Here is a 24,571-nt window from a genome sequence, read left to right as displayed (position 1 = left end):
GCCCGGTGGGCCCGTCCGCCCTGTGGGCCCCGGTGGACTCGGTGAGCCCCGGTGGGCCCTCCGGTTACGCCACGCCCGCCGTCGCCCGCACCGTGGACGCGATCGTCGCCGAGCCCACCACGCGCGTGCCGTCGTACAGGACGATCGCCTGGCCGGGGGCCACGCCCCGGACGGGCTCCAGGAACGTGACTTCCAGGGCGCCGTCGATCAGCTCCGCGGTGACCTCGGTCTCGCCGCCGTGGGCGCGGAGCTGGGCGGTGTAGGTGCCGGCGCCGGTCGGGGCGGTGCCGCACCAGCGCGGCTTGACGGCGGTGAGCGCGCTCACGTCCAGGGCGTCGGCCGGGCCGACCGTCACCGTGTTGTTCACCGGCGAGATGTCGAGGACGTAGCGCGGCTTGCCGTCGGGGGCCGGGGTGCCGATGCGCAGGCCCTTGCGCTGGCCGATGGTGAAGCCGTACGCGCCCTCGTGGCTGCCGAGCTTCGCTCCCGACTCGTCGACGATGTCGCCCTCCGCCTTGCCGAGGCGGGAGGCGAGGAACCCCTGGGTGTCGCCGTCGGCGATGAAGCAGATGTCGTGCGAGTCGGGCTTCTTGGCCACCGCGAGGCCCCTGCGCTCGGCCTCCGCCCGGATCTCGTCCTTCGTCGTCGTCGTGTCGCCGAGCGGGAACATCGCGTGGGCGAGCTGCCGGTCGTCCAGCACACCGAGGACGTACGACTGGTCCTTGGCCATGTCGGAGGCGCGGTGCAGCTCGCGCGTGCCGTCGTCGCGCACGATCACCTGGGCGTAGTGGCCCGTGCAGACCGCGTCGAAGCCGAGGGCGAGGGCCTTGTCGAGCAGGGCGGCGAACTTGATCTTCTCGTTGCAGCGCAGGCAGGGGTTCGGGGTGCGGCCGGCCTCGTACTCGGCGACGAAGTCCTCGACCACGTCCTCGCGGAAGCGGTCGGCGAGGTCCCACACGTAGAACGGGATGCCGATGACGTCCGCGGCGCGGCGGGCGTCGCGGGAGTCCTCGATGGTGCAACAGCCACGCGCGCCCGTGCGGAACGATTGCGGGTTCGCCGAGAGGGCGAGGTGGACGCCGGTCACGTCGTGTCCCGCCTCGGCCGCGCGGGCGGCGGCGACGGCGGAGTCGACCCCGCCCGACATGGCGGCGAGGACGCGAAGAGGACGGGTGGGCTGCGTGGTGTCAGTCATAACCCTTCAAGAGTAAGGGGGCTCGGGAACCGAAGCCCACGAGTATCCGTTCACGATCACATGGGGGCGAGACGAGCAGGCGAGGACGGGGCCGCCGGTGGGGACACGGACCGGCGTAAAGGCGGTGCGGACACGGACCGGCGTATAGGCCGGCGTGCCCTGCTGATCGGCGGTACGGCGGCCGCGGTGGGCACGGCGGTGCTGGCCCGTGACGAGCTGGCGCGTCTGTGGTGGCGGGCGCCCGGTGTGGAGAAGCCGCGCAAGGAGGGCCAGGTCGACTACGCGGGCGCGCGCTGGGTGGCCGCGTCGGACGCGAACTGGCGGCGCGCGGACCGGCCCGACGACTACGGCATAGACATGGTCGTCATCCACGTCACCCAGGGCAGCTTCGACAGCGCGGTGAAGGTCTTCCAGGACCCGGGGCACGGCGCGGCCGCGCATTACATCGTGGGCAAGGACGGCACCATCGCGCAGATGATCCGCGAGCTGGACGTGGCGTACCACGCGGGCAACCGCGACTACAACGAGCGCAGTGTCGGCATCGAGCACGAGGGCTTCGTCGACCGGCCGCAGGACTTCACGGGCGAGATGTACGAGGCCTCGGCCCGGCTCACGGCCCGGATATGCGCGCGCTACGACATCCCGGTCGACCGCGAACACATCATCGGCCACGTCGAGGTGCCGGGGACGGACCACACCGACCCGGGGAAGCACTGGGACTGGGACCGGTACATGAAGCTCGTACGGAAGGCCCGTACGGCGGTGGCCTGAGCGGTCAGAACAGGGCCGCGACCAGGGCGGCGACCGGCGCGAGCCCTTGGCCGAGCGCACCCCGCCACAGCCGCGGGAAGGACGCGACGAAGGCCACCTCGGACACGATCAGGAACGCGCACAGGAAGACGATCAGGGTGCGGCCGACGGTGGCGTCGCCGGTGTGCAGGGCGACGACCCCGGCGATCAGGCCCAGGGCGAGCAGCATGTTGTAGACGGCGACCCCCGAGCGCCACAGGGTGACCTCGGGGGCGTCGGCCGGGGGACGTGGTGAGGAAGACGCGGACCGCCGGGCGGCCGTAGCAGAAGCGTTCGAGCGCGCCCACGACGAGGTGACTGACGGCCGCGAGCAGGGCGAAGACCTGAGCGCCCCTACGTCAGTCCCGCCGCGCGCGCCCGCTCCACCGCCGGGCCGATCACCTTGGCGACCGCCTCGACGTCGGCCTCCGTGGAGGTGTGGCCGAGGGAGAAGCGGAGGGTGCCGCGGGCCAGGTCCGGATCGGTGCCGGTGGCGAGGAGGACGTGGCTGGGCTGGGCGACGCCCGCGGTGCAGGCGGAGCCGGTGGAGCACTCGATGCCCTGGGCGTCCAGCAGGAGGAGCAGGGAGTCGCCCTCGCAGCCCGGGAAGGTGAAGTGTGCGTTGGCCGGCAGGTGGCCTCCCTGAGCGGGGTCGCCGCCCAGGATCGCGTCGGGGACCGCCGTACGGACCGCCTCGACCAGGCTGTCGCGCAGGGCACCGATCTCCCGCTCGAACCACTCGCGCTGCTCGGCGGCGAGGAGGCCGGCGACCGCGAAGGAGGCGACCGCGGGGACGTCGAGGGTGCCGGAGCGGACGTGCCGCTCCTGGCCGCCGCCGTGCAGGACGGGGACGGGGGTGTGCTCACGGCCGAGCAGCAGGGCTCCGATGCCGTACGGGCCGCCTATCTTGTGGCCCGAGACCGTCATGGCGGCGAGGCCGGAGGCGGTGAAGTCGACGGGGACCTGGCCGAAGGCCTGGACGGCGTCAGCATGCAGGGGGACGCCGAACTCGGCGGCGGTTTCGGCCAGTTCGCGGATCGGCAGCACCGTGCCGATCTCGTTGTTCGCCCACATGATCGTGGCCAGGGCGACGTCGTCGGGGTTGCGAGCGATGGCCTCGCGCAACGCGTCGGGGTGGACTCGGCCGTACCCGTCGACGGGGAGGTACTCGATCGTGGCGCCCTCGTGTTCGCCGAGCCAGTGGACGGCGTCCAGGACGGCGTGGTGTTCGACGGGGCTCGCGAGGACCCGGGTGCGGGCCGGGTCGGCGGCGCGGCGGGACCAGTACAGGCCCTTGACGGCGAGGTTGTCGGCCTCGGTGCCGCCGGAGGTGAAGACGACCTCGCTGGGGCGGGCGCCGAGCGCTTCCGCGAGGGTCTCGCGGGCCTCCTCCACGGTTCGCCTGGCTCGGCGGCCGGATGCGTGGAGCGAGGAGGCGTTGCCGGTGATGCTCAGGTGCGCGGTGAGTGCCTCGACTGCCTCGGGGAGCATCGGGGTGGTCGCGGCGTGGTCGAGGTATGCCATGGTGACGCCGATTCTACGGGGCCGTGCGGTGGCCTCGGCGGGGCGCCCTACGGTGGCGGACCGGCCACCGCCGCGTCAGAAGCTCCAGGACACCGAGTTGTCCGTCTGCATGAACGCCAGCAGGACCAGCAGGTCGGCGACCCCCAGCCCCATGCCCAGGTAGGCGCGGCCCTTGCGGGTCGTGCCACGCCACAGGGAGGCGGCCGCCAGGACGATGGCGGTCGGGCCCAGGACGATGTTGAGGACGAGGAGGCCGAGAAGGCCGAGGACGAAGGACGCGACGGCCATGCCGTCGGCGTCGCGGATGCCGGTGCGGGGGTTGGCCGGTGCGGTGAGTTGCATGACGGGTCAGCTCCTGGGAGTGGCAGGTGTCGTAAGGACGGTCGGTCAGTGGGTGGTGGTGCGGCTGCGGCGGCCGTGGCGCTCGCGGATCGCGAAGATGCCGAGCCAGACGGCGATCACGACGGCGGCGACGGCGGTGAAGCCGAACGGCGCGTGGGCGACGGTGCCGAGGACGACACCGAGCAGCAGAAGTGCGGCGACGAGGAACAGCATGGGTGGAACCCCCTCCGACGAGAGCCTCTCGAGGGCCTCGGTTGCCTTGAGGGCCTCGATGGTTCTCGATGACTCTCGATGGTTCTCGATGGCTCTCGTTACGTTTCGGTGAACGATTGTAGTTACACTTGTTCACTGACTTTCCAGTCTAGCGCGTCTCATGACTTTCCAATTCCAGAGAACAGTTGTTAACTGCATGGCATGAGTCACACTCTCGGCGTCCGGCAGGCGCAGAAACAGAAGACCCGACAGGCGCTCCTGGACGCCGCGTTGGAACTGCTGGAGGAGCAGAGTCTGAGCAGTCTCGGGCTGCGTGAGGTCACCCGTGCCGTCGGCGTCGCCCCCACGGCCTTCTACCGGCACTTCCGCTCCACCGCGGATCTGGGCGTGGCCCTGGTCGAGGAGGCGCTGGGCAGCCTGCACCCGATGATCCGGACGACGGTGTCCGGGACGGACGACCACCACCGACGCATCGCACGCGCCGTCGAGTTGATCGCCGGCCACGTTGACGCGTACCCCGCACACGTCCGCTTTATCGCCCGTGAGCGACATGGCGGAGTTCAGCCGGTGCGGGAGGCGATACGGGACCAACTGGCGCGATTCGGCCAGGAGGTGAAGACCGAGCTGGCCAAGGACCCCGCGTCCGCCGGTTGGAGCGAGGACGACCTCCTCATGCTGGCCAACCTGTACGTCGACCAGATGCTGATCACCGCCTCCCTGTTCCTGGAGGCACTGGAGGCTTCGCCGGAGGAGCGCGAGCGGGTCGTCCAGGTGGCGTCCAGGCAGCTGCGGCTGATCAGCGTCGGCCGTGATCACTGGCTGGACTGAGCCCGGACAGCGCACAGGGGCGGCACACCTTCGGCCTGGTGTGCCGCCCCTGTCCGACGTACGACCTCTGAGGTCAGCTCTTCTGAGGTCAGCTCTTCGTCGCCGATGCCGTCGCCGATGCCGTCGCCTGACCGCTCGGCGCACCGCCGGGCTGGGCACCGCCCCCGCCCGGACCGCCGCCGCAGCCACCACCCCGCCCCCCGCCGGGGCCGCCCTGCCCGCCGCCAGGTCCACCGGAGGGCGCACCGCTCGGCATGCCCGAGGGGGTGCCGGTCGGCTTGGCGGGCGCGTTGCCTGTGGGAGCGCCCGACGGGGCGCCGCTCGGCATCCCCGACGGGTTGCCGCTCGGCGCGCCGGACGGGGACGAACAGGTCTGGCTCTGCCCGGCGTCACCGCTGTCGGAGGCCGACGACGAGTCGCCCGAGCCGCAGGCCACGAGCACGAGGGGCGAGAGGGCGAGCAGGACCACTACGGGGACGAGACGCACACGCTTCATGAGAAACAGCTCCAAGGAGGATGAGTAAGTCCTGAGGCGGGCACTCAACCAACGCCCCTTAGGGCTTCCTTGGGCCCGCCCTGTCCCCTGCCTGTCCATCAGGCAAAGCGCGGCTCAAGACGCCTCGCTGACCTGGGCGTTCACGAGTCGGCCTGAGCTACCGACTGGTACAACCCCGTGACAGAGGCGGCCGCCGCGGCCAGTTCCGCCCGTACCTCGGGCGGCGAGAGGACCTCCACCGTGTCGGCGAACGCGAGCAGTTGGCGGGCCTCGCGCACGAAGCCGAGCGACAGCCGGGCGGTCACCCAGTCGCCGACACCGTCGTCCTCGGGGAGTTCGGTCAGCTGAGCGGCGTTCAGGCGAAGGAACATGTCGAGGCGGTCGCGCCGGACGCGGACGGTGACCTCGAGTCCGCCGGGGCGTTCCTCCACCTGCCGGCGCAGCACCTCCCAGGCGTCGGCCAGTTCGACGCCCGGCCGCCGCTGCATCGGCGCCCCCAGGACGGTCGCGGACCGCACCCGGTCGGCGCGGAAGAGCCGCGGTTTCCCGCGCCGGTCGGCGACCAGGTACCAGACGCCCGCCTTGGCGACCAGGCCGTACGGGTCGACGGTGTACGTCCGCGCCTCCTGGTCGCCGCTGTGCCGGTAGCGCAGCCTGAGGCGCCGGTCGGCGAAGACGGCGTCCTGCAGCACGTCGAGGTCGACGGCCTTCTGCGGGCCGCCCTTCCAGCGGGTGGCGTCGACGAGGATGCGGCGGGAGGTCACCTCGGCGGCCGGGCGGTGCGGGGCCGGCAGCGCGGCCATCACCTTGCGCAGCGCCGAGCCGAGGGCCGCGTCCAGGCCGAGCGCGGCGTGCGCGCCCTGGGCGGCCAGGATGAACAGCGCGCGGGACTCGTCGGCGGTCAGTCCCGTGACGTCCGTACGGAACCCGGCGAGCAGCTCGATGCCGCCGTGCCGCCCGCGTTCGGCGTAGACCGGGACGCCGGAGGCCGACAGTGCCTCGATGTCGCGGTAGATGGTGCGCACCGACACCTCGAGCCGGTCGGCGAGTTCGTGCGCGGGGACACGGCCGCGGGTCTGCAGGAGCAGCAGGATCGAGAGCAGGCGGTCGGACTTCACCGCACCAGGATCTCCCCGCCCGAAGGTCCTCGGCAAATGTTGACGGAAACTGTCAGGTTATGCGGCGAACCTCTGAGCGACGCCACCCCGAACAGAGAGGCCCGCCATGAACGCCACCGACCCCCGCCCCCTGTACACCCGAGCCACCGAGCAGGCCGCCGCGCTGATCAGGACCGTCCGCCCCGAGCAGCTGACCGGCCCGACCCCGTGCACCGAGTTCGACGTGCGCACCCTGCTCAGCCACATCGTCGGTGGCACCCTGCGCATCGCGGTCGTCGGCGAGGGCGGCGACGGTCTCTCCGTACGCCCGTTCGCCGACGACGTCGAGGACGACGGCTGGACGGCCGCGTACGAGGAGGTCGCCGCCCGCGCCCTGGAGGCCTGGGCGAGCGACGCCCGCCTGGAGGCACCGGTGCGGGTGCCGTGGGGCGAAGTGCCGGGCCGCGCGGCCCTTTCCGGCTACCTGATGGAGGTGGTGACCCACACCTGGGACCTCGCCGAGTCCCTCGGCCACCCGCTCGCCCTCGACCCGGAGCTTGCCGAGTTCGCCCTCGCCGTCGCCCGCCGCGTCCTGCCCGACCCGCAGCGCGACACGGACACGCCCTTCGACTCGGTGCTGTCGGCCCCCGAAGGGGCCGACGTGTACGGCGAGTTGGCGGCCTGGCTGGGCCGCAGGCCCCTTATCCCAGCCTGACCCTGGCCAGCTGCCTCGACTGCGCGACCAGCCGGTCCGCGCTGTCCCACACCTCTGCGTCCTCCTCCAGGAAGCCGCCGGCGAGATTGCGGGTGGTGATCGAGACGCGCAGGGGGCCCGGGGCCGGGCGGCAGCGGATGTGGACCGTCAGTTCGACCGTGGGCACCCAGCCGGACAGGCCGATCTCGAAGGCGGTCGGCGGCAGCGCGTCGACGGCCAGGAGCAGCGCGAAGGGGTCGGCGTCACGGCCGTCGGCGAGGCCGAACCAGGCCCGCATCTCCCCCTTGCCGGACGGCGCTCCGAGCGCCCAGCCCAGGGTGGAGGGGTCGAGCTTCAGCATCAGCCGGTCGGCGATCGCCGAGCTGCCGTCGACGGGGGCCGGACCGTCCTCCGGTCCGAAGCACTGCTCCATGGGCGGGAGCGCGGGCGGCTCTGCCGTCGTACGGACGTCGTCCGGGAGCGCGTCCAGGTCTCCGTAGGAGGCGAGGACGCGGATGCGTTCGATCTCTCGGCCCTGGTCGTCGTACTGGAAGAGGGAGGCCTGGCCGGTGGACAGCGTGCGGCCGGTGCGGACGACGTCCGTGCGGACGACCGCCGGGCCGGGCTGGGACGCGGTCAGGTAGTGCGCCGAGATGGTGAACGGGTCGGCGTGCGGCAGGGCGTCCGCGAGCGCGCGGCCCAGGACGGCGAGCAGGTAGCCGCCGTTGACGGCGCTGATGATCGTCCAGCCGGCGGAGAGGTCGATGTCGTAGACCCCGGGTTCACGCCGGGTGACCGCGGTGTCCCGGTCGAACTCGCTGTCGCCGATGACGGCACGCAAGGTAGCTGCATCTGACATGCCTGAACGGTACAACAGGCAATTACTAAGCGGTAGCTTTTGTCGTTACGGGCGCATGACATCGACCGCGCACCCCAGGTGAGGCCCGTGCAATTTTTCGGTAAGTGTCCCTACTCGTCCGTAAACCCGCGACCGCCTGCCGCCCTCTTCACAGACATGAGCCTCACCGGGACTTCGTTCCTCTACACCCTGATCGCGCTGGCCGTCGCCGCCCTCGCGCTGCCGTTCGCGCTGTGGTCGCGGATACGGGGACCCCGAGTCCTGCGCGCCGGGGCCCGCGCACTGATGCTGCTGTTCGCCCAGGGCACGGCGGTCGCGCTGGTGTTCGTGCTGGTCAACAACTCCAACAACCTCTACGACAACTGGGGCGACCTGCTCGGCACGGGCGACCACGTCCAGCAGGCCGCCGACCTCGGCGCCAACGGCACCGGCGGGATCGCGCTGGACCGGCTGCCCAAGGTCCGGCAGAGATTCACGGAGGCCGGCGGCGTGCGCGTCACCCAGCTCAAGGGCCGGGTGTCGGGCGTGAACGCCGAGGTCTACGTCTGGCTGCCGCCGCAGTACGGCGAACCCGCCTACCGGCACCACAAGTTCCCGGTCGTCGAGCTGCTGTCCGGCTATCCCGGCTCGGCGAAGGCCTGGTTCGGGTCGCTGCACGCCGCCGGACAGCTGCGGCCGCTGATGCGCGACGGCCGGGTCGCGCCGTTCATCCTGGTCGCCCCACGCACGAACCTGCTGGCCGGCGTGGACCCGGGTTGCGCCAACATCACGGGCACGGTGAACGCCGACAGCTGGCTCAGCGTGGACGTGCCGAGGATGGTCATGGACAACTTCCGCGCCGAGTCCGCCCCGAAGGGCTGGGCGGTGGCCGGCTACTCGGCGGGAGCACACTGCGCCGCGAAGCTCGCCGTCGCGCACCCCGACCGCTACCGGGCCGCGGTCAGTCTGTCCGGCTACAACGACCCCATCGGCGAACGCAGCTCGCTGGCCGCGCAGAATCCCGTCCTGCGCAACGCCAACAACCCCTATCTGCTGCTTCGCGAGGCCCGCACCCCGCCTCCGATCGCGCTCTACCTCTCCGGCCAGCCGCACGACGGCTACGAGGCGGCCGTGGCCCTCGAACAGATCGCCAAGGCTCCGACGACCGTGCACGTGGTCTACATCCCGAAGAGCGCGGGCGGCCACACCATGGCGCTGTGGCGGCCGCAGGTGGTGCCGGCCTTCCGCTGGCTGACCGAGGAACTGGGCCTGAGCTCCGCTAATCCTCCCGCACCGTCGACCGCCGGTTCCACGCACGCGGCGCTCGCCAGTGGAACCGCATCGCGAGCAGCCGCAGGACGAAGGCCGTGACGACGGCGAGCGCGCTGGTGAGCGGGTTGAGGGCGTCGTAGTGGATGCACAGGACGACCATGGTGGCGCCGACCATCGCCGGGACCGCGTACAGATCGCGGTCCCAGCGCAGCAGCGAGGGAATCTCGTTGGCCAGCACGTCCCGCAGCACACCGCCGCCGACCGCGGTGGCGAGACCGAGGGTCGCCGACTGGGTGAGGCCGAGCCCGTACTCGTACGCCTTCGTCGTCCCGGCGACGCAGAACAGACCGAGGCCGGCCGCGTCGAAGATGTTCACGCCGGCCTGGATGCGCTCCACCTGCGGGTGCAGGAAGAAGACCAGGAGGGCCGCGAGCAGTGGGGTGACGAAGTACCCGAGGTCCGTGAAGGCGGCGGGCGGTACGGCGCCGATGATCAGGTCGCGCAGCAGCCCGCCGCCCAGCGCGGTGACCTCGGCGAGGACGGCGATGCCGAAGACGTCGAAGTTCTTGCGGACGGCCAGCAGGGCGCCGGAGATGGCGAAGACGAAGATGCCTATCAGGTCGAGCGTGTGCTGGACGGACGGGCTGAACAGTTGCGGAAGCACTCGAACATTCTTACCTGACAGCAAACCCCCGCCTTACAAATGAAGGCGGGGGCTCGTGGGCGGGCAGGTTTTTACTTGTCCTTGGAGGGAGTGTCGCCCTCCGCGGGCGCCTCCACAGCGGCCTCGACCTCCGCCGCCACCGCCGCCGACGTCGCCGCCGACTCCGCCAGCACCTCGTCCGCGACCAGCGCGGCCGCCTCCTTGGCGGCGGACAGCAGCACCGTGTCCTGCGGGGCCTGGTCCTCGAAGTTCTCCGGGTGGTGGCAGGCGACCTGCTGCCCGGGCTTCAGCTCGACGAGCGGCGGCTCGGTCGTCTTGCAGATCTCCGTCGCCTTCCAGCACCGGGTGTGGAAGCGGCAGCCGCTCGGCGGGGAGATCGGCGAGGGCACGTCGCCCTTGAGCAGGATGCGCTCGCTCTTCGCCGACTTGCGGCGCGGGTCCGGGATCGGAACCGCCGACATCAGCGCCTTGGTGTACGGGTGCATCGGCGCCTTGTACAGCGCGTCGCGGTCGGACAGCTCCACGATCTTGCCGAGGTACATCACGGCGATACGGTCCGAGACATGGCGTACGACGGACAGGTCGTGCGCGATGATCACGTACGTCAGGCCCAGCTCCTGCTGGAGGTCGTCCAGCAGGTTCACGACCTGCGCCTGGATCGACACGTCCAGGGCCGAGACCGGCTCGTCCGCCACGACCAGCTTCGGGTTGAGCGCGAGCGCGCGGGCGATCCCGATGCGCTGGCGCTGGCCGCCGGAGAACTCGTGCGGGTAGCGGTTGTAGTGCTCGGGGTTGAGGCCCACGACCGACAGCAGCCGCTGCACTTCCTTCTTGATGCCGCCCTCGGGCTCGACGCCCTGCAGCTTGAAGGGAGCGCCGATGATCGTGCCGATGGTGTGGCGCGGGTTCAGCGACGAGTACGGGTCCTGGAAGATCATCTGGACGTCGCGGCGCATCGGACGCATGCCGCTCACACCGAGGTGCGTGATGTCCTTGCCCTCGAACTCGACCTTGCCTGCGGTCGGTTCGAGCAGCCGGGTGATCAGCCGGCCCATCGTGGACTTGCCGCAGCCGGACTCGCCCACGACGCCGAGGGTCTCGCCGGCCCGGACCTCGAAGTCGATGCCGTCGACCGCGTGCACCGCGCCGACCTGCCGCTGGAGCAGGCCCTTCTTGATCGGGAAGTGCTTCTTCAGCCCGGTCACCCTCAGCAGGACCTCGCCGGGGGCGGGGTCCTTCGTGAGAGTGGCGCCCTCCTTCTGAGGGGCGTCGCCCTTCGCGGGAATGGTCACCGCTTTCTCGTCGTCACTCACAGCTTCGGCGCAATCTCTTCGGTCCAGATACGCTCCCGCTGCTCCGTGCCCAGGTGGCAGGCGGCCCAGTGCCGGCTGCCGACTTCGGCGAGCTCGGGGCGGACGGTGCGGGTGACGTTGTCCTTCGGGATGTCCGCGTACGGGCAGCGCGGGTTGAAGGCGCAGCCGGACGGGATGTTGATCAGCGAGGGCGGGGAGCCCTTGACCGGGATCAGGCGCTCCTGCTGCTCGCGGTCCAGGCGCGGCATCGAGCCGAGCAGGCCCCAGGTGTAGGGATGCCGGGGCTCGTAGAACACCTTGTCGGCCGGGCCCCGCTCGACGCAGCGGCCGCCGTACATCACCAGGATGTCGTCGGCCAGTTCGGCGACGACGCCCAGGTCGTGGGTGATGACGATGACCGCGGAGCCGAACTCCTTCTGCAGGTCGCGGATCAGGTCGAGGATCTGCGCCTGGACGGTCACGTCCAGGGCGGTCGTCGGCTCGTCCGCGATCAGCAGCTCGGGGTTGTTGACCAGCGACATCGCGATCATCGCGCGCTGGCGCATACCGCCGGAGAACTCGTGCGCGTAGCTGTCGACCCGCTTGTCCGGCTGCGGGATGCCCACCCGGTCGAGCATCTCGACCGCGCGTCGCTTGGCGGTCTTCTTGTCGACGTCGTGGTGTATCCGGTACGCCTCAACGATCTGCTGGCCGATCGTGTAATAGGGGTGCAGCGCCGACAGCGGATCCTGGAAGATCATCGCCATCTCGCGGCCGCGCAGCTTGCGCACGTAGTCCGGGTCGGCGGACAGGAGCTCGGTCCCGTCCAGCCAGATCTCGCCGGAGATCTGCGCCTTGCGCCTGCCGTACTGGCCGGCGGTATGCAGGCCCATGATGCCGAGCGAGGTCACCGACTTGCCGGAGCCGGACTCGCCCACGATGCCGAGGGTCTTGCCCTTCTCCAACTGGAAACTGAGCCCGTCGACGGACTTGACCAAGCCGTCGTCGGTCGGGAAGTGCACCTTCAGGTCGCGCACTTCCAGGAAGGCGGTCGGGGTGGGCGAGGAACTGGTGGGCTCACCCACGGCCGCTCCGCTCTTGCTGAGTTCGGTCATGAGAGCCTCACTCGGGGGTCGATCACGGCGTACAGGATGTCCACCACGAGGTTGGCGAAGAGCACCGCGAGGGATGTGATCAGGGTGACGCCCACGATGATGGGCAGGTCCTGGTTGCGGATGGCGTCCAGCACGGCCCGGCCGAGGCCGGGGAGGTTGAACGTGGACTCGGTGAGGATCGCGCCGCCGATGAGCGCCCCGAGGTCCATGCCGAGCATGGTCAGGATCGGCGTCATCGTCGAGCGCATGGCGTGCTTGCCTATGACGGTCTGTTCCTTGAGGCCCTTGGCGCGGGCGGTGCGGATGTAGTCCTCGCCGAGGATCTCCAGCATGGTGGCGCGGGTGATCCGGGCGTACATCGCCGCATACAGGAAGGCGAGGGTGATCCACGGCAGGATCATGCCGCCGAACCAGCCGCCGACGCTCTCCTCCAGGGGCACGTACTGCGCGTCGATCCATTTCAGCCCGTAGGCGAAGATCGCCAGGCTGAGCATGCCGGTGAAGTAGATCGGGAGGGAAACACCGCCGAGCGCGATGACCATCGCGCTGCGGTCCCACATGCTGCCCCGCTTGAGCGCGGAGAGCACGCCCGCCGCGACACCGAAGACCAGCCACAGCACGGCGGCACCGAGCGCGAGACCCAGGGTCACCGGGAAGCGGTCGGTCAGCACCGGCCAGACGGCCTGCTCGCTGCGGAAGGAGTAGCCGAAGCACGGTGCGGAGCAGTGGATCGTGTCGCCGCCGCCCGAGTAGGTGCGGCCGGCGAAGATGCCCTTGAAGAACTCCCACACCTGGGTGTAGATCGGGTCGCCCAGGCCGAGCTTCTCGCGGACGCCCTCGACGGCGGCCGGGTCGGCCTGCTTGCCCACGAAGCTCGTGGCGATGTCCACGCCCGCCCACTTGGGGACGAGGAAGAAGATGCCGAAGACCACCATGATGATGACCACGAGCATCACTGCGGCGGCGAACAACCGCCTGATGAGGTAAGCGAGCACAGCTCTCGGCCCGCCGCGGACCGCGGGCCACCGGAGGTCTTCCGGTGGCCCACGGTCACGCTGCGCCGGCCTTCACCTGCCTTTCGTGCCGTGTGGCGGGTGTGCCGGGATTACTTCGCGGACTTCAGACCGAGGTTGACGAAGTCGTACATACCGCTGTAGCCGTCGGTCGTGTACACGTTCGCAACGTTGTCCGAGCGCCAGTTGATGAACTTCTCGAAGACGAAGGGCAGGTAGTACGCGCCCTCCATCACCTTGTGGTTGATCTCCGTGGAGATCTTTTCCTTGCCCGCGTCGTCCAGCGTGGTGACGTAGGAGTCGAACAGGCCGTCGATCGTCTTGTCCTTGATCAGCGCGTAGTTGGAGTTACCGCTGTCCAGGATGTACTTGCTGTCCCACAGCGGCAGACCGAAGCCCTGCACGGACGGGAAGTCCGGACCCCAGCCCATGATGATGATGCCGTAGCCCTTCTTCTTCACGTTGGCGGGGCTGCCGATGATGCCGGTGGTCTGCGAGCCGTCGTACTGGTCGATCTGGGCGTTGATGCCGATCTTCTTCAGCGACGCCTGCAGGGACTGGGCGGTGGCCACCTCGACCGGCTTGTTGTTACGCACGGCGATGGTGGTGGAGAAGCCGCTCGGCTTGCCGCAGGCCTTCAGGGCCTCCTTGGCCTTGGCCTCGTTGCCGGTCTTGTTGGCACCGGCGATCTCGTACGGGTCGTACTTCTGGCCTTCGGCGCCCGGGACGGACGGCGGCAGCATGTTGGTGCCGATGTCGCCACCGGCGACGGGGCCACCGCGTGCGGTCTGCAGCGACACGTGGTCGGCGCCGTAGATGACGGCCTTGCGGCACTCGATGTTGTCGAACGGCTTCACGCTCTGCGGGAAGACCGCGTACCGGATGTAGCCGGAGACCGGGTTGTCCAGGTTGGCCTTGTGCTGCTTCAGGGCGGTGGTGCGGCCCTGCGGCGACATGCCGGTCTGGTTGATGTCCAGGTCCAGGTCACCGTTGATCAGGCGCTGGTCGAGCTGGTTGGCGTCCGAGAAGAACTGGACGGTGATCTTGTCCGGGTACGCCTTGCGGATCGGGTCCGAGGCCTGCTTCCACTCGGGGTTGCGGACCAGCGTCAGCTCCTTGCCCGGGCTGTACGACTGGAACTTGTACGGGCCGGAGGAGAACGGGTGCAGACCGTACTTGGACTTGGTGTCCTTGTCCTGGCGGACCGGGGAGGCCGAGACCAGGGCCAGCATCTCCTCGAAGTCCGAGTTGGCCTGCGGCAGGTGGAAGACGATGGTCTTGTCGTCGGGCGTGTCGATCGCCTTCAGACCCAGCTTGTCCGCGGAGGTGTCCTTGTAGGGGCCCTTGTACTCGCCCTTGGGGTCGAGGACGTCCTTCAGGTACACCGGACCGCCGGACAGCACGTCCTGCGCCCACACGCGCTCGATGCCGTACTTGACGTCCTTGGAGGTGATCGGCTTGCCGTCCTCCCACGTCACACCGTCGCGCAGCGTGTACGTGTACGTCTTGCCGCCGTCCGTGACCTTCGCGGTCGAGGTGGCGAGGTCCGGGGTGACCTCGGCGCCCGCCGCGCCCGGCTCGGCCTTGCCCGTGACGAGCTGACGGCTGTAGTAGCGCGCGAAGTTCCACATGAAGCCGTAGTAACCACGCGTGGTGTCCCACGAGTCGGCATCCTGGGCGCCACCGAACTTCAGCGTGCCGCCCTTCTTGGCGGCGGAGGCCTGGGCGACCTTGTTGTTCGCGGCGTCGAAGCCGGCGGCACCGGTGCTCGAGCCGCTGTCGCCGTCGTCTCCACCGCCGCCGCACGCCGCCGTGGTCAGCAGTGCGGCGACCGCGGCGACAGCGGCAAACGCCTGCTTCCGCCGCCCTGAGGTGCGTTGGGTAGTCACGATCTCGGATCCTCCGGATTTGATGAGAGACCCCGTGTCAGTGCCACGGGACGGTTGGGGTGCCGCGATTCGGCGGTTCAACGGGAAGCCTTCGGATCCAGCGCGTCCCGGACGCCGTCGCCGAAGAGGTTGAAGGCCAGCACGGTGATGAAGATCGCCACGCCCGGAACCACCATGTACATGGGGTCCGACTCGTAGTAGTCGATCGCACTCGAGAGCATCTGCCCCCACGAGGCCGTCGGCGGCTTGACGCCCACGCCCAGGAAGCTGAGCGCCGCCTCGGTGAGGATGTTGGTGGGGATCATCATCGTCGTGTACACGACGATCGGTGCGACGAGGTTGGGCAGCAGCTCCTTGAACAGGATGTACAGCCGCCCCGCGCCCAGCGATCGGGCGGCCTCGACGTACTCGCGCTCGCGCAGCGAGAGCGTCTGGCCGCGCACCACGCGTCCGATGTAGGGCCAGCCGAAGAAGCCGATGACGAGGATCATCACGAACACGCGCACGCTCGATCCGCTCAGACCCAGCATCTCGTTCGGCATGACGGAGACCAGCGCGATGATGAACAGCAGCTGCGGGAAGGCGAGCAGCCCGTCCATCACCCGGCTGATCACGGAGTCGATCCAGCCGCCGAAGAACCCGGCGAGGATGCCCAGCACCGTTCCGAGGATCACGGCGACCAAGGCGGACAGGAAGCCCACCAGCAGGGAGATCCGGGCGCCGTAGAGGATGCGGGCGAGGATGTCGCGGCCGTTGACCGGCTCGACGCCGAGCAGGTGCTCGCTGCTGATGCCGCCCAGGGAGCCCGTGGGCGTACCGAAGAGCGGATCGATGAGGTTCTCGTGGTACTCGTTCGGGTCCTGCCCCAGGAGAGACGTGATGACCGGGGCGAGCAGCGCGATCACCACCAGGAAGAGCACCACGGCGCCGCCCGTCAGGGCGAGCTTGTCCCGCTTCAGGCGCTCCCAGGCGATCCGGCCCAGGGAACGTCCCTGTACGGCCTTCGCATCGGCGCTGACCAGCGCCGCTTCTTCGGCCGCGCTCGGGGCCGCTTCCGCGGTCGGCTCGTGCAATGGTGCCGTCATCTGGCAGGGACCCCTCTCAACCGGCGGTAGCCGGCCCGCACTTGCCGCTGTAGCGGCATTTATCAGTCCGTCGTACACAGGGACGAAAGGTCCCTGGTGCCGGAGTCTTCAACGCTTTGGCGATCTGTTGCCAGACTTGGCGGTGAAAGGATGCATAAACGTGATGCAGGCTGGAGGGTTCCGTTATCCGGACGCCGGGTAACGCGGGGCGGACGCAGCCCAATTAGGACATTGTTCATGTTCCGGTATGATACACCCCGATCTACGCGCGAAGACATGGGCCCGGCCGCTCGGGCCGTAGAGGTTTTCGGTCGGGAGCCGCCTCAGTAGCCGCCGCGGGCCGGCGGATAGCCGTAGCCGGCCGCCGGGGCCTGTGCCGAGGAAGGGGCGGGGGCGGGCGCCGCATGGGCCTCGCGGTCGTAGAAGGGGCGGGCGCTCGCCCGCATCCACAGCGCCACCGGGTCGTACTCGTCGGACATCGCCACGGTCGACACCGGCAGCCCGTCCGGGACCGCGCCGATCGACTGCTGCATCATCGCGCGCACCGAGTCGACGGCCGGCGGGCTGGTGTCGTACACGTCGAGACCGATGGCCAGATACGGCGCCCCGAGCGCGGGCTGCACCCAGGCCCGGCGCAGCGAGCGGACGGCCGGGGTGCGGTGGGCGTTCTGCGCGAGCAGGGCGTAGAACTGCGGGATCTCGATGCCGGGCTCGGACAGCCGGAGCGGGCCGGCGGGCTGGCGCTCCAGGCCGGTGGCGATGCGGCGCAGGTCGAGCCAGGGAATGCCGACGCCGCCGCCGGGGGCGTGCGGGTTCAGCCAGAGGCCGTAGTGGTCGGGGTACAGCGTGCGGGCCACGTCGACTCCGTCGACGACTTCGTAGGAGCGGTTCCAGCCGCTGGCCGAGAGCTCCTGGGCCGAGGTGACGCACGGCGCGTAGCCGTAGCCGTCGACCTCCATGTTTCCGTACTGGGCGTCGGGCGAGCCTGCCTGGCCGTGCCACAGCAGCATCCAGACCTGGCCGGAGGAGGGAGTCGCGAGCGCGCGCAGGAGTGCCTCGTAGGCGTCGTAGCGCCCGGGCGTCACCTGGCGCAGCATGTGCTCGACCTGCCCGGCCGCGATGCCGCTGGCGCTCACCTGTACCGCCCCTTCGTGAAGTTCCTCGATATGAAACCAGCTTATGTGGAGCCGACGACAGCACCTCAGGGGCTTGTCAGTAGCCCTGCTGGTAGAAGGGCCGGACCTGCTCGCGCATCCAGTGGCCCACCGGGTCGTCCGCCACGTCCAGGAGAACCAGGTTGACCGGCCAGGGAGCCGGGGCGCGGCCCAGGGCCGCGGCCAGGGCGTCCATGGGTGTGGTGCGCAGGTCGGGGGCGTCCCAGTGGGCGAGCTCCACGCCCACGAACATCACCGGGTCGGCCGTCTCGATGGCGGCCAGGCAGCGGCGGGCCGTGCGGATGACGCCGGTGGCCGCGAACTCCGCCGAGGCCGCGGCGAGGAAGTCGACGGGGTCGTCCTGCCAGTCGGGCTCGTAGAGCTTGACGCGGCCGCCGCTCGCCGGGCCGTCCAGCGGGGTGCGGCCGGTGCGGCACAGGTCGGCCACGGCGGCCGGGGGCAGCGGGACGCCCACCGTGCCGTCCGGGTTCACGGCGATGCCGACCTGCGGGGGCAGCCCGCGGGCGAACTCCACCGCGGGCGCGATGGTGTACGACATGTGCGAGCCGACGACCTGGCGGAACTGCTCCTCGGAGCTGAACACCGGCACATAGGCCTGACCGTCGATCTCCAGTGTGGGCAGGTCGAGCGGGCCGCTGTGCGAGCCGCCGCCGCTGGGCAGCGGGACCCACACGAAGCTGCGGCCGAGCACCTCGACGATGCGCCCGCCGGCCCCGGGTATGCCGAGCGAGGCGGAGAGCACCTCCTCCAGCTCGTTGCCGGGCCATCCGCCGTGCGAATGGGGGTGCGCCTGTGCCGGGAACTCCGAGAAGCCCGCTGGGAGATCCGCCGGGAAGTCCATCTGCTGCCTACCGCCTGCCGATTACCACTGGTGTGGCTGAAAGGCTATCGGGTGCGGACCGTAGGGAGGTCGGCCGTGAGGCCGATCCTCCTCAGCCCGTGAAGCCGATCCGGGTCAGTACGTTCGCCGCGTCCCGGTCGATCAGGACCGCCGAGCCGCAGCCCTGGGGCAGGTCGCCCTTCTCCGCGGAGCTGATCAGGCGAGAGGCGGCGCCGCGGTGGCGCAGGAACGCGTACCGCGACACTCCGCGGCCGCGCTCGCGCTGGCCGGCCAGGGCCGTGCCGGGGGTGACGTCGAGCAGCAGCAGGTGCAGGGTGCCGCCCCGGCGGCGGGCCTCGCGGGCCAGCCAGCGGCGCACCCAGGCCTGCGTACCGCAGTCGTGCACGACGACGCCCTCGCCGGAGCGCAGGGCGCGGCGCAGTCCGGCGTAGTGGGCGAGACGGACGAGCGGGCGGTAGATCGCGTACGGCAGGAAGCGGGACAGCCGGCCGTCCCAACGGTCGCGGGTGTCCTGGGAGTCGATCCGCAGGCCCTTGACCGTCCGCCGCATCAGCGTGGACTTGCCGCTGCCGGGCAGGCCGGTGATCACGACCAGGTCGCGGGGTCCGAAGAGCAGTGCGTGCGGGCTGTGGCCCTCGCGCTCGCGCAGGTCGCGGAGGACGGGTGCCGGGCGCGTTCCGCACGCCTCGCGGGCCGGGGCCGAGAGCTGCTCGGGCAGCGCTACGGCCGAGGTCGTGGCGTACGCCGTGGTCCTGTTCACCGTGATCGTCCTCCCCTGGGGTGGTCACGAGTTCCCCTCCCCGTCGAGTGTAAAGAGAAGGTAATACGCGGTGTCTCGTGTTTTCGTGCGCTTACTGCCACAGGCCGGTTACAGATGCGGCCTGCCGCGCACCGAAGATGCGTGCGATGATGTGCGCGCCAACTGCATACCGGCCGCTTGAATCCGCGCGGGAGAGTCCCCAGCCGTACGTAAGCCGTACGTCGCTGGGGCGCCGAAGGAGCAAGTCCCTCCCTTGAATCTCTCAGGCCCCGTTACCGCGCGGGCGAGGCACATCTGAAAAGCGGGCCGCTACGACAGTGGCTCCACCCAAGGTGCAAGTCGTGACCACCGTTTCGCGGGGTCACGTCGAACCTCTCAGGTTCCGATGACAGATGGGGAGGAACGACCTCGCCGTCATGCCTTGGGAGACGACCGTCCGATGAGCAGCACCACATCCCGTCACACCGCGCTCGATGCCCTCCATCGTGCCCTCGGCGCGACGATGACCGACTTCGCCGGCTGGGACATGCCCCTGCGCTACGGCTCGGAGCGCGACGAGCACAACGCCGTGCGCACCCGGGCCGGCCTCTTCGACCTCTCGCACATGGGCGAGATCACGGTCACCGGGCCGCAGGCCGCGCGGTTCCTGAACCACGCGCTCGTGGGCAACATCGCGTCCGTCGGTCTCGGCCGCGCCCGCTACACCATGATCTGCCGCGAAGACGGCGGCATCCTCGACGACCTGATCGTCTACCGGACGGCCGAAAGCGACTTCATGATTGTCGCCAATGCCTCCAACGCCCAGGTCGTGCTGGACGCACTGACCGAGCGTGCCGCCGGCTTCGACGCCGAGGTGCGCGACGACCGGGACGCGTACGCGCTGATCGCCGTGCAGGGTCCCGAGTCGCCGGGGATCCTCAAGTCCCTCACCGACGCCGACCTCGACGGCCTGAAGTACTACGCCGGCCTGCCCGGCACCGTCGCCGGCGTCCCGGCGCTCATCGCGCGCACCGGCTACACCGGCGAGGACGGCTTCGAGCTGTTCGTGGCACCCGCCGACGCGGAGAAGCTGTGGCAGGCGCTGACCCGGGCCAGCGAGGGCGTCGGCCTGGTCCCCTGCGGTCTGTCCTGCCGGGACACGCTGCGCCTGGAGGCGGGCATGCCGCTGTACGGGCACGAGTTGTCGACGGCGTTGACCCCCTTCGACGCCGGGCTCGGGCGCGTAGTGAAGTTCGAGAAGGAGGGCGACTTCGTGGGCCGCGAGGCGCTGGAAGAGGCGGCCGCCCGCGCACAGGAGAACCCCCCGCGCGTCCTCGTCGGCCTGGTCGCCGAGGGGCGTCGTGTCCCGCGCGCCGGGTACGCGGTCGTCGCCGACGGCAAGGTGATCGGCGAGGTCACCTCCGGGGCGCCCTCCCCCACGCTGGGCAAGCCCATCGCGATGGCGTACGTCGACGCCGCGCACTCGGCGCCGGGCACGCCGGGTGTCGCTGTGGACATCCGGGGCAGTCACGAGCCGTACGAGGTCGTGGCGCTGCCGTTCTACAAGCGCCAGAAGTAGAGACTTGAGCGTCCGTGCGCGTGACCCTGCGCACATTTCCGCTGCTCACGTGCGTTTCCAGCAGTCCCTCATTCACCAGCACTCCCCCGCGTACAGGAGAATTCAGGCCATGAGCAACCCCCAGCAGCTGCGGTACAGCAAGGAGCACGAGTGGCTGTCGGCCGCCGCGGACGGCGTCGCGACGGTCGGCATCACGGAGCACGCGGCGAACGCGCTCGGCGATGTCGTCTTCGTCCAGCTCCCGGAGGTCGGTGACACGGTGACCGCGGGCGAGACCTGCGGCGAGCTGGAGTCGACCAAGTCGGTCTCCGACCTGTACGCCCCGGTGTCCGGTGAGGTCACCGAGGTCAACGAGGACGTGGTGAACGACCCCTCGCTGGTCAACTCCGCCCCCTTCGAGGGCGGATGGCTGTTCAAGGTACGCGTCACGGAGGAGCCGGCCGACCTGCTCTCCGCCGACGAGTACACCGCCTTTTCCGCCGGCTGAGGAGTCGTACACCTGATGTCCGTTCTGAACACGCCCCTGCACGAGCTCGACCCGGAGATCGCCGCCGCGGTCGACGCCGAGGTGAGCCGCCAGCAGTCCACCCTCGAGATGATCGCCTCCGAGAACTTCGCGCCCGTCGCGGTCATGGAGGCACAGGGCTCGGTCCTCACCAACAAGTACGCCGAGGGCTACCCGGGCCGCCGCTACTACGGCGGCTGCGAGCACGTCGACGTCGCCGAGCAGATCGCGATCGACCGGGTCAAGGAGCTGTTCGGCGCCGAGTACGCCAACGTGCAGCCCCACTCGGGCGCCTCCGCCAACCAGGCGGCTCTGTTCGCCCTGGCCCAGCCCGGCGACACGATCCTCGGCCTGGACCTGGCGCACGGCGGCCACCTGACCCACGGGATGCGGCTGAACTTCTCCGGCAAGCAGTTCAACGTGGTCGCCTACCACGTGGACTCCGAGACCGGTCTGGTCGACATGGCCGAGCTGGAGCGGCTCGCCAAGGAGCACCGGCCCAAGGTGATCATCGCGGGCTGGTCGGCGTACCCGCGGCAGCTGGACTTCGCCGAGTTCCGCCGGATCGCGGACGAGGTCGAGGCCTTCCTGTGGGTCGACATGGCGCACTTCGCGGGTCTGGTCGCGGCGGGCCTGCACCCGAACCCGGTGGAATACGCGGATGTCGTCACCTCGACCACCCACAAGACGCTGGGCGGACCGCGCGGCGGCATCATCCTGGCCAAGCAGGACTTCGCGAAGAAGCTCAACTCGTCCGTCTTCCCGGGCTTCCAGGGCGGTCCCCTGGAGCACGTGATCGCGGCCAAGGCGGTCTCCTTCAAGGTCGCCGCCTCCGAGGACTTCAAGGAGCGCCAGCGCCGTACGGTCGAGGGCGCGCGGATCCTCGCCGAGCGCCTCACCGCGCCGGACGCCCGCGAGGCGGGCGTGAACGTCCTGTCCGGCGGCACCGACGTGCACCTGATCCTGGTCGACCTGCGCGAGTCCGAGCTGGACGGCCGGCAGGCCGAGGACCGCCTCCACGAGGTCGGCATCACGGTCAACCGCAACGCCGTCCCGAACGACCCGCGCCCGCCGATGGTCACCTCGGGTCTGCGGATCGGTACGCCGGCCCTCGCCACCCGCGGCTTCACCGCCGAGGACTTCGCCGAGGTGGCGGACGTCATCGCCGAGGCGCTCAAGCCGTCCTACGACGTCGAAGCCCTCAAGACCCGGGTGAAGGCGCTTGCCGCCAAGCACCCGCTGTACCCCGGTCTGAACAAGTAGTTCCTTTTTGTGGCACGCCCCGCACACTCGTCAGTGCGGGGCGCTCGCCTCCCCCTGCACCACCCGTAGTGAGGAGTCACCGTGGCCATCTCGGTCTTCGACCTGTTCTCGATCGGTATCGGCCCGTCCAGCTCCCACACGGTCGGCCCGATGCGCGCGGCCCGCATGTTCGCCCGCCGCCTGCGCAGCGAGGCCCTGCTGGACTCGGTGGTGTCCATACGAACCGAGCTGTACGGCTCGCTCGGCGCGACCGGCCACGGCCACGGCACGCCCAAGGCGGTGCTGCTGGGCCTGGAGGGCGACTCCCCGCGGACGGTGGACGTGGAGAAGGCCGACCAGCGGGTGGCGGACGTCAAGGAGGCGGGCCGTCTGCGGCTCCTCGGCGAGCACGAGATCGCCTTCGACTTCGACAAGGAGCTCGTCCTCCACCGCCGTAAGACCCTCCCGTACCACGCCAACGGCATGACTCTGTGGGCGTACGACGCCTCGGGGGCGGAGCTGCTCACGAAGACGTACTACTCGGTCGGCGGCGGCTTCGTCGTCGACGAGGACGCGGTCGGCGCGGACCGCATCAAGCTCGACGACACGGTCCTCAAGTACCCCTTCCGCACGGGCGACGAGCTGCTGCGCCTGACGCAGGAGACGGGCCTGTCGATCTCCGCGCTGATGCTGGAGAACGAGCGGGCCTGGCGCACGGAAGAGGAGATCCGCGCGGGTCTGCTGGAGATCTGGCGGGTGATGCAGGCGTGCGTCTCACGCGGCATGGCCCGCGAGGGCATCCTGCCGGGCGGGCTGAAGGTCCGCCGCAGGGCCGCCATGTCGGCGCGTCAGCTCCGGGCCGAGGGCGACCCGTTGGCGCACGCGATGGAGTGGATCACGCTCTACGCGATGGCGGTGAACGAGGAGAACGCGGCGGGCGGGCGCGTGGTGACCGCGCCGACGAACGGAGCGGCGGGCATCATCCCCGCGGTGCTCCACTACTACATCAACTTCGCGGCGGGCGCAGCCTCCGAAGGGGAAAAAGAGGACGGGGTGGTCCGTTTCATGCTCGCGGCCGGCGCGATCGGCATGCTCTTCAAGGAGAACGCCTCCATCTCGGGCGCCGAGGTCGGCTGCCAGGGCGAGGTCGGCTCGGCCTGCTCGATGGCGGCGGGCGCGTTGGCCGAGGTACTGGGCGGCTCCCCGGAGCAGGTCGAGAACGCCGCCGAGATCGGCATGGAGCACAACCTGGGCCTCACCTGCGACCCGGTCGGCGGCCTCGTCCAGATCCCGTGCATCGAGCGCAACGGCATGGCCGCGGTGAAGGCGGTCACGGCCGCGAGGATGGCGATGCGCGGGGACGGCACGCACAAGGTGTCTCTGGACAAGGTCATCAAGACGATGAAGGACACCGGGGCCGACATGTCGGTCAAGTACAAGGAGACGGCGCGGGGCGGGCTGGCGGTGAACATCATCGAGTGCTGAGGGGTTGGCCCGCGCGGGACTCAGCCGCCGCTCACCGAAGCCCCGCCCCACCACCGAACGCGTGCCGCACCAGTTCCCCCCGGCACTTCAGGGAGCCCCCTGCTGCGCGGCATCGACGTGAGCGCCTACCAGTCCTCGTCCTACGACACCGACGGCCTCGCCTTCGTCTTCATCAAGGCGACCGAGGGCCGTTCGTACGTCAACCCGAAACTCGCCGCCCAGACGAAGCGGGCCCGGGACGCCGGCCTGGTCGTCGGCTTCTACCACTTCCTGTGGCCGGGCAGCCTGACGGCCCAGGCGGAGTACTTCGTCGGCAAGGCTCCCGAGAAGGCGGGCGACATCCTGGTCGTCGACTGGGAGACGACCGGCGACGGCAGGCACGCCAGCAACGCGGAGAAAGACAGCTTCATCCGCAAGGTGAAGGCTCTGCGGCCGAACAACAGGGTGATCTTGTACTGTAATAGGAACTATTGGCTGACCGTCGACACCACGTCGTACGCGGGCGACGGCCTGTGGATCGCCGACTACGTCACGGCGGGCGAACCCCGCATCAAGGCGAAATGGCGCTTCCACCAGTACACCGACGATCCGCTGGACAAGAACGTGGCGGACTTCGCGAGCAGGGCGGCGCTGCGCGAGTGGGCCGAGGACGTCTGACA

Annotated in this window: 26 protein-coding genes and 1 riboswitch; of the genes, 9 read left to right on the top strand and 17 right to left on the bottom strand. The window is 70.1% G+C overall.

Translation table 11 applies throughout. The features are described 5' to 3' along the window. Positions 1-64: 64 nt before the first annotated feature. Positions 65-1,195, bottom strand: coding sequence for a tRNA 2-thiouridine(34) synthase MnmA (mnmA, locus tag ACFYO2_RS20085; protein ID WP_388350536.1), 1,131 nt, complete (start codon positions 1,193-1,195; stop codon positions 65-67). Positions 1,196-1,255: 60 nt separating this feature from the next. On the opposite strand from mnmA, the gene ACFYO2_RS20080 reads away from it, so the two are divergent. Continuing rightward, positions 1,256-1,966: an N-acetylmuramoyl-L-alanine amidase gene (locus tag ACFYO2_RS20080; protein ID WP_388350534.1), complete on the top strand. Its 711-nt coding sequence runs from the start codon at positions 1,256-1,258 to the stop codon at positions 1,964-1,966. 4 nt (positions 1,967-1,970) lie between these two features. Here ACFYO2_RS20080 and ACFYO2_RS20075 read toward each other — a convergent pair whose 3' ends face one another. The 4 genes from ACFYO2_RS20075 to ACFYO2_RS20060 form a co-directional block, all read right to left on the bottom strand. Next, positions 1,971-2,174: a DUF1304 family protein gene (locus ACFYO2_RS20075; protein ID WP_388350531.1), complete on the bottom strand. Its 204-nt coding sequence runs from the start codon at positions 2,172-2,174 to the stop codon at positions 1,971-1,973. Positions 2,175-2,338: 164 nt separating this feature from the next. Then, a complete protein-coding gene (locus tag ACFYO2_RS20070; RefSeq protein ID WP_388350528.1) occupies positions 2,339-3,508 on the bottom strand; it encodes a cysteine desulfurase family protein in 1,170 nt (389 codons plus the stop codon). Positions 3,509-3,583: 75 nt separating this feature from the next. After that, positions 3,584-3,850, bottom strand: a complete 267-nt coding sequence (locus ACFYO2_RS20065; RefSeq protein WP_388350526.1) for a DUF4190 domain-containing protein — start codon at positions 3,848-3,850, stop codon at positions 3,584-3,586. A 45-nt stretch (positions 3,851-3,895) separates the two neighbouring features. Beyond that, positions 3,896-4,063, bottom strand: coding sequence for a hypothetical protein (locus ACFYO2_RS20060; protein ID WP_388350524.1), 168 nt, complete (start codon positions 4,061-4,063; stop codon positions 3,896-3,898). A gap of 201 nt (positions 4,064-4,264) precedes the next feature. Between ACFYO2_RS20060 and ACFYO2_RS20055 the strand changes: the two genes are divergently transcribed. Then, complete coding sequence (locus ACFYO2_RS20055) at positions 4,265-4,891, top strand: TetR family transcriptional regulator (protein ID WP_388350521.1); 627 nt, start codon at positions 4,265-4,267, stop codon at positions 4,889-4,891. Between the two features lie 88 nt (positions 4,892-4,979). Here the strand turns inward: ACFYO2_RS20055 and ACFYO2_RS20050 are convergent, their stop codons facing one another. Both ACFYO2_RS20050 and ACFYO2_RS20045 read right to left on the bottom strand, forming a co-directional pair. Then, positions 4,980-5,387: a hypothetical protein gene (locus ACFYO2_RS20050; protein ID WP_388350518.1), complete on the bottom strand. Its 408-nt coding sequence runs from the start codon at positions 5,385-5,387 to the stop codon at positions 4,980-4,982. A 140-nt stretch (positions 5,388-5,527) separates the two neighbouring features. Next, positions 5,528-6,505 (bottom strand): helix-turn-helix transcriptional regulator, encoded by a 978-nt coding sequence (locus ACFYO2_RS20045; RefSeq protein ID WP_388350515.1) that lies wholly within the window; start codon positions 6,503-6,505, stop codon positions 5,528-5,530. 106 nt (positions 6,506-6,611) lie between these two features. Here ACFYO2_RS20045 and ACFYO2_RS20040 point away from each other — a divergent pair, with 106 nt between their 5' ends. Next, positions 6,612-7,199, top strand: a complete 588-nt coding sequence (locus tag ACFYO2_RS20040) for a TIGR03086 family metal-binding protein (RefSeq protein WP_388350512.1) — start codon at positions 6,612-6,614, stop codon at positions 7,197-7,199. Here the strand turns inward: ACFYO2_RS20040 and ACFYO2_RS20035 are convergent. After that, on the bottom strand, positions 7,186-8,037 hold the full coding sequence (locus tag ACFYO2_RS20035) for a thioesterase family protein (RefSeq protein WP_388350509.1): 852 nt from the start codon (positions 8,035-8,037) through the stop codon (positions 7,186-7,188). The genes ACFYO2_RS20040 and ACFYO2_RS20035 overlap by 14 nt on opposite strands. Positions 8,038-8,193: 156 nt before the next feature. Between ACFYO2_RS20035 and ACFYO2_RS20030 the strand changes: the two genes are divergently transcribed. After that, the gene (locus ACFYO2_RS20030) at positions 8,194-9,387 is read left to right on the top strand and encodes an alpha/beta hydrolase (RefSeq protein ID WP_388350507.1); all 1,194 of its coding nucleotides are present in this window, start codon (positions 8,194-8,196) and stop codon (positions 9,385-9,387) included. Here ACFYO2_RS20030 and ACFYO2_RS20025 read toward each other — a convergent pair. From ACFYO2_RS20025 to ACFYO2_RS19985, 9 genes are all read right to left on the bottom strand, one after another. Beyond that, positions 9,296-9,952, bottom strand: coding sequence for a trimeric intracellular cation channel family protein (locus ACFYO2_RS20025; protein WP_388350504.1), 657 nt, complete (start codon positions 9,950-9,952; stop codon positions 9,296-9,298). The two genes, ACFYO2_RS20030 and ACFYO2_RS20025, sit on opposite strands and share 92 nt — an antisense overlap. Positions 9,953-10,023: 71 nt before the next feature. After that, the gene (locus ACFYO2_RS20020) at positions 10,024-11,265 is read right to left on the bottom strand and encodes an ABC transporter ATP-binding protein (RefSeq protein WP_388350502.1); all 1,242 of its coding nucleotides are present in this window, start codon (positions 11,263-11,265) and stop codon (positions 10,024-10,026) included. Continuing rightward, the gene (locus tag ACFYO2_RS20015; protein WP_388350499.1) at positions 11,262-12,359 is read right to left on the bottom strand and encodes an ABC transporter ATP-binding protein; all 1,098 of its coding nucleotides are present in this window, start codon (positions 12,357-12,359) and stop codon (positions 11,262-11,264) included. The genes ACFYO2_RS20020 and ACFYO2_RS20015 overlap by 4 nt, the downstream gene beginning before the upstream one ends. Then, on the bottom strand, positions 12,356-13,354 hold the full coding sequence (locus ACFYO2_RS20010; RefSeq protein WP_388350497.1) for an ABC transporter permease: 999 nt from the start codon (positions 13,352-13,354) through the stop codon (positions 12,356-12,358). Before ACFYO2_RS20010 ends, ACFYO2_RS20015 begins: the two co-directional genes overlap by 4 nt. Before the next feature lie 110 nt (positions 13,355-13,464). Next, positions 13,465-15,261, bottom strand: a complete 1,797-nt coding sequence (locus ACFYO2_RS20005) for an ABC transporter substrate-binding protein (protein WP_388350493.1) — start codon at positions 15,259-15,261, stop codon at positions 13,465-13,467. A gap of 77 nt (positions 15,262-15,338) precedes the next feature. Further along, a complete protein-coding gene (locus tag ACFYO2_RS20000) occupies positions 15,339-16,346 on the bottom strand; it encodes an ABC transporter permease (protein WP_388350491.1) in 1,008 nt (335 codons plus the stop codon). A 323-nt stretch (positions 16,347-16,669) separates the two neighbouring features. Next, a complete protein-coding gene (locus tag ACFYO2_RS19995; RefSeq protein WP_388350488.1) occupies positions 16,670-17,482 on the bottom strand; it encodes an enhanced serine sensitivity protein SseB C-terminal domain-containing protein in 813 nt (270 codons plus the stop codon). 76 nt (positions 17,483-17,558) lie between these two features. Further along, positions 17,559-18,362, bottom strand: a complete 804-nt coding sequence (locus tag ACFYO2_RS19990; protein WP_388350486.1) for an enhanced serine sensitivity protein SseB — start codon at positions 18,360-18,362, stop codon at positions 17,559-17,561. Between the two features lie 91 nt (positions 18,363-18,453). Further along, entirely contained in the window at positions 18,454-19,128 is a 675-nt protein-coding gene (locus ACFYO2_RS19985) for an AAA family ATPase (protein ID WP_388351274.1), read from the bottom strand. 172 nt (positions 19,129-19,300) lie between these two features. Beyond that, positions 19,301-19,410, top strand: a riboswitch (glycine riboswitch). Positions 19,411-19,561: 151 nt separating this feature from the next. Here ACFYO2_RS19985 and gcvT point away from each other — a divergent pair. The 5 genes from gcvT (at position 19,562) to ACFYO2_RS19960 (ending at position 24,569) form a co-directional block, all read left to right on the top strand. After that, positions 19,562-20,680, top strand: a complete 1,119-nt coding sequence (gene gcvT, locus ACFYO2_RS19980) for a glycine cleavage system aminomethyltransferase GcvT (protein ID WP_388350484.1) — start codon at positions 19,562-19,564, stop codon at positions 20,678-20,680. A 109-nt stretch (positions 20,681-20,789) separates the two neighbouring features. Further along, complete coding sequence (gene gcvH / locus ACFYO2_RS19975) at positions 20,790-21,167, top strand: glycine cleavage system protein GcvH (RefSeq protein WP_388350482.1); 378 nt, start codon at positions 20,790-20,792, stop codon at positions 21,165-21,167. 15 nt (positions 21,168-21,182) lie between these two features. Next, positions 21,183-22,448, top strand: a complete 1,266-nt coding sequence (glyA, locus tag ACFYO2_RS19970; RefSeq protein WP_388350479.1) for a serine hydroxymethyltransferase — start codon at positions 21,183-21,185, stop codon at positions 22,446-22,448. Positions 22,449-22,529: 81 nt separating this feature from the next. Beyond that, positions 22,530-23,912 carry an L-serine ammonia-lyase gene (locus ACFYO2_RS19965; protein ID WP_388350477.1) on the top strand — a complete coding sequence of 461 codons (1,383 nt, stop codon included), beginning with the start codon at positions 22,530-22,532 and terminating at the stop codon, positions 23,910-23,912. Between the two features lie 99 nt (positions 23,913-24,011). Beyond that, positions 24,012-24,569 (top strand): glycoside hydrolase family 25 protein, encoded by a 558-nt coding sequence (locus tag ACFYO2_RS19960; RefSeq protein WP_388351271.1) that lies wholly within the window; start codon positions 24,012-24,014, stop codon positions 24,567-24,569. Positions 24,570-24,571: the final 2 nt, after the last annotated feature.

Origin of the sequence: Streptomyces sp. NPDC006602, assembly GCF_042870385.1 — a bacterium.
Classification (GTDB): domain Bacteria; phylum Actinomycetota; class Actinomycetes; order Streptomycetales; family Streptomycetaceae; genus Streptomyces.
This window is presented reverse-complemented; position numbering and strand designations above follow the sequence as displayed.

What these genes read in the sequence shown, in the direction of transcription:
- ACFYO2_RS20050 (WP_388350518.1), bottom strand. Translation starts at nt 5,387, where the DNA reads ATGAAGCGTGTGCGTCTCGTCCCCGTAGTGGTCCTGCTCGCCCTCTCG.
- ACFYO2_RS20035 (WP_388350509.1), bottom strand. Translation starts at nt 8,037, where the DNA reads ATGTCAGATGCAGCTACCTTGCGTGCCGTCATCGGCGACAGCGAGTTC.
- gcvT (WP_388350484.1), top strand. Translation starts at nt 19,562, where the DNA reads ATGAGCAGCACCACATCCCGTCACACCGCGCTCGATGCCCTCCATCGT.
- mnmA (WP_388350536.1), bottom strand. Translation starts at nt 1,195, where the DNA reads ATGACTGACACCACGCAGCCCACCCGTCCTCTTCGCGTCCTCGCCGCC.
- ACFYO2_RS20015 (WP_388350499.1), bottom strand. Translation starts at nt 12,359, where the DNA reads ATGACCGAACTCAGCAAGAGCGGAGCGGCCGTGGGTGAGCCCACCAGT.
- ACFYO2_RS20000 (WP_388350491.1), bottom strand. Translation starts at nt 16,346, where the DNA reads ATGACGGCACCATTGCACGAGCCGACCGCGGAAGCGGCCCCGAGCGCG.
- ACFYO2_RS19990 (WP_388350486.1), bottom strand. Translation starts at nt 18,362, where the DNA reads ATGGACTTCCCGGCGGATCTCCCAGCGGGCTTCTCGGAGTTCCCGGCA.
- ACFYO2_RS20080 (WP_388350534.1), top strand. Translation starts at nt 1,256, where the DNA reads ATGGGGGCGAGACGAGCAGGCGAGGACGGGGCCGCCGGTGGGGACACG.
- gcvH (WP_388350482.1), top strand. Translation starts at nt 20,790, where the DNA reads ATGAGCAACCCCCAGCAGCTGCGGTACAGCAAGGAGCACGAGTGGCTG.
- ACFYO2_RS20070 (WP_388350528.1), bottom strand. Translation starts at nt 3,508, where the DNA reads ATGGCATACCTCGACCACGCCGCGACCACCCCGATGCTCCCCGAGGCA.
- ACFYO2_RS20075 (WP_388350531.1), bottom strand. Translation starts at nt 2,174, where the DNA reads ATGCTGCTCGCCCTGGGCCTGATCGCCGGGGTCGTCGCCCTGCACACC.
- ACFYO2_RS20060 (WP_388350524.1), bottom strand. Translation starts at nt 4,063, where the DNA reads ATGCTGTTCCTCGTCGCCGCACTTCTGCTGCTCGGTGTCGTCCTCGGC.
- ACFYO2_RS20055 (WP_388350521.1), top strand. Translation starts at nt 4,265, where the DNA reads ATGAGTCACACTCTCGGCGTCCGGCAGGCGCAGAAACAGAAGACCCGA.
- ACFYO2_RS20040 (WP_388350512.1), top strand. Translation starts at nt 6,612, where the DNA reads ATGAACGCCACCGACCCCCGCCCCCTGTACACCCGAGCCACCGAGCAG.
- glyA (WP_388350479.1), top strand. Translation starts at nt 21,183, where the DNA reads ATGTCCGTTCTGAACACGCCCCTGCACGAGCTCGACCCGGAGATCGCC.
- ACFYO2_RS20065 (WP_388350526.1), bottom strand. Translation starts at nt 3,850, where the DNA reads ATGCAACTCACCGCACCGGCCAACCCCCGCACCGGCATCCGCGACGCC.
- ACFYO2_RS20030 (WP_388350507.1), top strand. Translation starts at nt 8,194, where the DNA reads ATGAGCCTCACCGGGACTTCGTTCCTCTACACCCTGATCGCGCTGGCC.